3 protein-coding genes and 2 pseudogenes are annotated in these 4864 nt (G+C 67.5%); 3 read left to right on the top strand and 2 right to left on the bottom strand.

Translation table 11 applies throughout. From position 1 onward, the window contains the following. Positions 1-202: pseudogene (locus AC2W7M_RS19840) on the bottom strand (hypothetical protein); the annotation flags it as partial. 201 nt (positions 203-403) lie between these two features. Beyond that, positions 404-1093, bottom strand: coding sequence for a GntR family transcriptional regulator (locus AC2W7M_RS19835; RefSeq protein ID WP_486134302.1), 690 nt, complete (start codon positions 1091-1093; stop codon positions 404-406). 289 nt (positions 1094-1382) lie between these two features. On the opposite strand from AC2W7M_RS19835, the gene AC2W7M_RS19830 reads away from it, so the two are divergent. From AC2W7M_RS19830 to oxlT, 3 genes and pseudogenes are all read left to right on the top strand, one after another. Continuing rightward, positions 1383-1856: a CBS domain-containing protein gene (locus tag AC2W7M_RS19830; protein ID WP_486134300.1), complete on the top strand. Its 474-nt coding sequence runs from the start codon at positions 1383-1385 to the stop codon at positions 1854-1856. 270 nt (positions 1857-2126) lie between these two features. Next, a complete protein-coding gene (gene frc, locus AC2W7M_RS19825) occupies positions 2127-3356 on the top strand; it encodes a formyl-CoA transferase (RefSeq protein ID WP_486134298.1) in 1230 nt (409 codons plus the stop codon). A gap of 115 nt (positions 3357-3471) precedes the next feature. Further along, positions 3472-4757, top strand: a pseudogene (oxlT, locus tag AC2W7M_RS19820) (oxalate/formate MFS antiporter). Positions 4758-4864: the final 107 nt, after the last annotated feature.

Raw genomic sequence — 4864 nt, 5'->3', positions numbered from 1 at the left:
GCGCGGGCGCGGTCTGCGGCGTGGTGGAGCGCTGGATCGGGGCGGCGGTGGGGGCGGTGTTGGTGGCGGGCGGCGCCTGATAGGTGCGCGAGCCGCGGTTGCCGAACGAGAAGCCGCGCTTCGCCTCGGCCACATCGGCCACCGCCAAAGTCAGGCCCGCCGCCACCGCGAGCGCCGCAAACAGACTGGTTCTCCGGAACATGTTTCCTCCCGCCGCTACCTGACCTAAGGGTAGCTTGACCTTCATATGGTAAGACGGCCCGGAGATTCCAGGGCAGGAGGGTCGCGCCCGTTGAAATCTTGGTGTGCCGCCTGCGGCGGCGCCCTGGTTGCGGCCCGCGCCGGCGGACGGCCGCGCCGGCTGGCGCGGTCGCCCCAAGCCTCGGCTCTCGCTGCGCGCACCTCAGTCCAGGAACTCGCCGTGCGCCTCCACGTGGCGGGCGAGGCCCAGCGTGTGCTCGCGCACCAGGCGCTCGGCCAGGTCCGCGTCGCGCTTCTCGATGGCGGCGACGATGCGGGTGTGGTCGACGATGGAGCGCTGGGCGCGGTGGTCCTGGCCGATGGTGACGTTGCGCACGCCGCGCATGTGCGGGAATAGGCCCTCGGTCATCTCGGCGATCAGCTCGCAGCCGGACATGCGGATGATGATCTTGTGAAAGGCGAGGTTGGCCTCGGAATATTCCGAGACGAACTCCTCCGGGTCGCGGTCGGCGAAGGCGCGCACGTTCTCGCGCAGCTCGCGGATCTCGGCCTCCGAGGCGCGCCCGCAGGCGAGGCGGGCCGCCATGCTCTCCAGCGCCGCCCACACCGTGATCATTTCGAGGATTTCCTGCCGGGTCTTGCGCACCACGAAGATGCCGCGCCGCGGCACAGAGCGCACGAAGCCCTCCTGCTCCAGAAGCGTCATCGCCTCGCGGATGGGGGTGCGGGAGACGCCGAGCTTCTCGGAGAGCTGGCGTTCCTCGAGGCGGATCTCTTCCCGGTGGCTGTAGATGTCCATCTCCATGATGGCCGCCTTGAGGGCCTTGTAGGCCTTCATTCGGAAGCTCGATTCGGTCTCGATCGGCTTCACGTTGATGTCCTGATAGGTCATCGCTCCCCTTCGCCTTAGGCAGTCTTCGTGGCGCGGCGCGGCCCGCATTTCGATGCCGACCAAATACATCATATCAGATGAAGGACTTGTGCGGTGAGGGCAAGGGTTGCCGCAGGCCCATGCAAAGCCGGCGCGCGCCGCGCATCTTCTTGCAACGCAGCATGAAATCGCCCGTTCTGCTGCTGCACCGCGCGTTGACATCCAGTATTTTGAATACCAGAATTCCTCCAGGTGCCCTTCAAGAGGCCCCACACTTCCAGAATGAGGGCCTCGGCCCCGGAGGAACGCCATGCTGATGCGCGTCGATGACATCCTGCGCGAGAAGCGCGATACCCGGATCATCACGGTCCGGGCCAACGAGACCGTCGCCACCGCCGTGAAGATCATGCAGCGGGAGAATGTCTCCTCGGTGATCGTCAAGGACGTGTGCCGCACCGAGGGCAACACCGTCGTCGGCGTGTTCTCCGAGCGCGACGTGACGCGGGCGCTGCTGGCGCATGGCGCCGGCACGCCGGCCGTGGTGCTCGCCAGCCTGCTGAAGCGGGAGGTGATCTCCTGCCGGCTCGCCGATTCCATCGTCACCGTGCTGCGGCTCATGAACGAGCATCAGGTGCGCCATCTGCCGGTGATCGAGGACCATGCGCTGGTGGGCGTCATCAGCGCCACCGACCTGATGCGCCACTATCTGCACGAATCCGAAGTCGCCTCCCACGCGGACCAGGCCCTGAGCGGCATGGGCGCCGAGCTCGCCGTGCTGCGCTGACCGTCCGGCCGGGCGCCGCCACGGCTTGGCCGACGGCGGCCGCGCCCGCACCGGGGAGGGGGCGCGCCGGCCGATCCGACGGCCTCGCACGCCCCCTCCGTTTCACTTTAGTCGAATTCGGTTGCAGGCGGAAAATGGCGGTGATAACGTTTGTATATGGCATACCATATCCAGTAGACACGGATGGATGCCGGGCGCCCACAGCGCTCGCAAGCCGGCTCAAGACCGGCGGAACACACGGTCGGATCGAGGAAATCCAGGGGTAACGGCATGGGCAAGGCGCTCGAGGGCGTGCGTGTCCTGGACATGACGCATGTTCAGTCCGGACCGTCCGCGACCCAGATGCTCGCGTGGCTCGGGGCGGAGGTCATCAAGGTCGAGATGCCCCGCCGCGGGGACATCACGCGGTCCCAGCTCCGGGACAAGTCGAACGTCGACAGTCTCTATTTCACCATGCTGAACGCCAACAAGCGCAGCCTCACGCTCAACATCAAGAGCCCCCAGGGCCAGGAGGCGCTGACCCGCCTGATCGCCCGCTGCGACGTGCTGGTGGAGAATTTCGGACCCGGCGTGCTGGAGCGCCAGGGCTTCGGCTACGACCAGGCGCGCGCCATCAATCCGCGCCTGATCTACGCCACCATCAAGGGCTTCGCCGACGCCTCGGGCATCGACGCCAAGGCCTATGAGACCATCGCCCAGGCCATGGGCGGCGCCATGAGCACCACCGGCTGGCGCTCGGGCCCGCCGACCGCCTCCAGCGCCCAGATCGGCGACACCGGCACCGGCGTCCACTGCCTCGCCGGCGTGCTGGCGGCGCTCTACCAGCGCACGGTCACGGGCGAGGGCCAATTGGTCGAGGTCGCCATGCAGGACTGCGTGATGAACCTCCTCAGGGTGAAGCTGCGCGACCAGCAGCGCCTCGCCTCCGGGCCGCTGCCGGAATATCCCGGCGCCCCCGAGACCGAGTGCGTGCCGCGCGCCGGCAACTGCTCCGGCGGCGGCCAGCCGGGCGCCGCGGTGCGCTGCGCGCCGGGCGGCGAGAACGACTATTGCTACGTCATCATCCAGCCCCAGGGCTGGGCGCCGCTGATGCGGCTCGTGGGCCGCAAGGACCTGATCGACGATCCCAAGTTCGCCAGCCACGAGGCGCGCCTGCAGCGGCTCGACGCGTGCTTCGACGTGATCGAGCGCTGGAGCCTCAAGCGCACCAAGTTCGAGGTGATGGAGGCGCTGAAGGCCATCGACGTGCCGTGCGGCCCGGTGCTCTCCACCAAGGACATCCTGGACGACCGTTCGCTCTACGACCGCGGCTTCCTCGTGGAGGTGCCGCATCCCGAGCGCGGCGCCTACGTCACGCTTGGCTCGCCGATCCAGATGTCGGCGAGCCACGTGCCGGTCGAGCGCGCGCCGCTGCTCGGCGAGCATACGGACGAGGTGCTCGGCGCCCTCGGCTACAGCGCCGAGGAGATCGCCGGCATGCGCACCGCCGGCGCCGTGTGAGGCGCACGCGCCTTAACGCTTTCTTAAACAAGCCGCCTCCGAGAGGGAAAACAACGGGGTGGGGCGGCTCTGTCTTCCTGGAACTAAAATAATAATGTTCTCTAAGGGTGGATGAATGGTGAGTGAATCCGTCAAAGTAGCCGGCCCCAACCGCTGGCTTCAATTGGTGGCCGGCATCGTCTGCATGGTCGCCGCCGCGAATATTCAATATTCCTGGACATTGTTCGTTCCCGAGATCGTTTCCGCCAACAGCTGGACCCGCGCCTCGGTGCAGGTGGCCTTCACGGTGTTCGTGGTTGTGCAGACCTGGGCGACGCCCATCGTCGGCTACTTCATCGACAAATACGGCCCGCGCAACGTGGTGCTGGTGGGCGGCCTGTTCACCGGCCTGTCCTGGGTGCTGAACTCCTATGCCTCCACGCTGCCGGCGCTCTATTTCGCGGCGGCGGTGGGCGGCATCGGCGTCGGCTGCGTCTATGCCACCTGCGTCAACAGCGCGCTGAAGTGGTTCCCCGACCGGCGCGGCCTCGCCGTCGGCCTCACCGCGGCGGGCTATGGCTCGGGCACGGTGGTGACGATCCTGCCCATCGCGGCGATGATCAAGTCGTCGGGCTACCACGAGACCTTCTTCACCTTCGGCCTGATCCAGGGCGCGGTGATCGTCGCCGCGGCGCTGTTCCTCACCGCGCCGACCGGCAGGGAAGTCACCTACTCGTCGACCGTCGCCCAGAGCCGGCGCGACTACACGCTCGGCGAGGCGCTGCGCACCCCGGTGTTCTGGGTCATGCTCACCATGTTCACGCTGACCGTCACCGGCGGCCTGATGGCGGTGGCGCAGCTTGGCGTGATCGCCGAGGACCTGGGCGTGAAGCACGTGGAGGTGAACCTCTACTTCTTCGCCATGGCGGCCCTGCCGTTCGCCCTGATGCTGGACCGCATCCTCAACGGCTTCTCGCGGCCCTTCTTCGGCTGGATCTCCGACCATATCGGCCGCGAGAAGACCATGTTCTTCGCCTTCATGATGGAGGGCATCGGCATCGTCGCGCTCGGCACGTTCGGGCACAATCCGTGGGCCTTCATCGTCCTGTCGGGCATCGTCTTCCTGGCCTGGGGCGAGGTCTACTCCCTGTTCTCGGCGACCGCCGCGGACACCTTCGGCTCCAAGCACATCGGCAAGATCTACGGCATGCTCTACTGCGCCAAGGGCATCGCCGCCCTGCTAGTGCCGGTGGCGAACTCCTGATGGAGGCGACCGGAAGCTGGTCGGTGGTGCTCTATACTGTCGCCGCCATGGACATGACCGCCGCCATCGCCGCGCTTCTGGTGCTGAAGCCCCTGCTGGCGCGCCATCACCGGCTCAACGAGGCCCGCGCCCTCAAGGCGCGCGAGGCGACCGTCTGACCCCTTCCAAGGATCGCGCGCGCCGGAGCATCGCGGCGCGCGCCTGAAGTCCCTCCACCGCCCTCGGGCGGCCCCCTGTTGGCCCCCGACCTGCGTTCGGGGGCCAT

The sequence above is a fragment of the Xanthobacter sp. BG11Y11_SDJG genome, from assembly GCF_057364445.1.
Note: the sequence above shows the minus strand (reverse complement) of the source record. Positions and strands in the feature narration are given on the sequence as shown.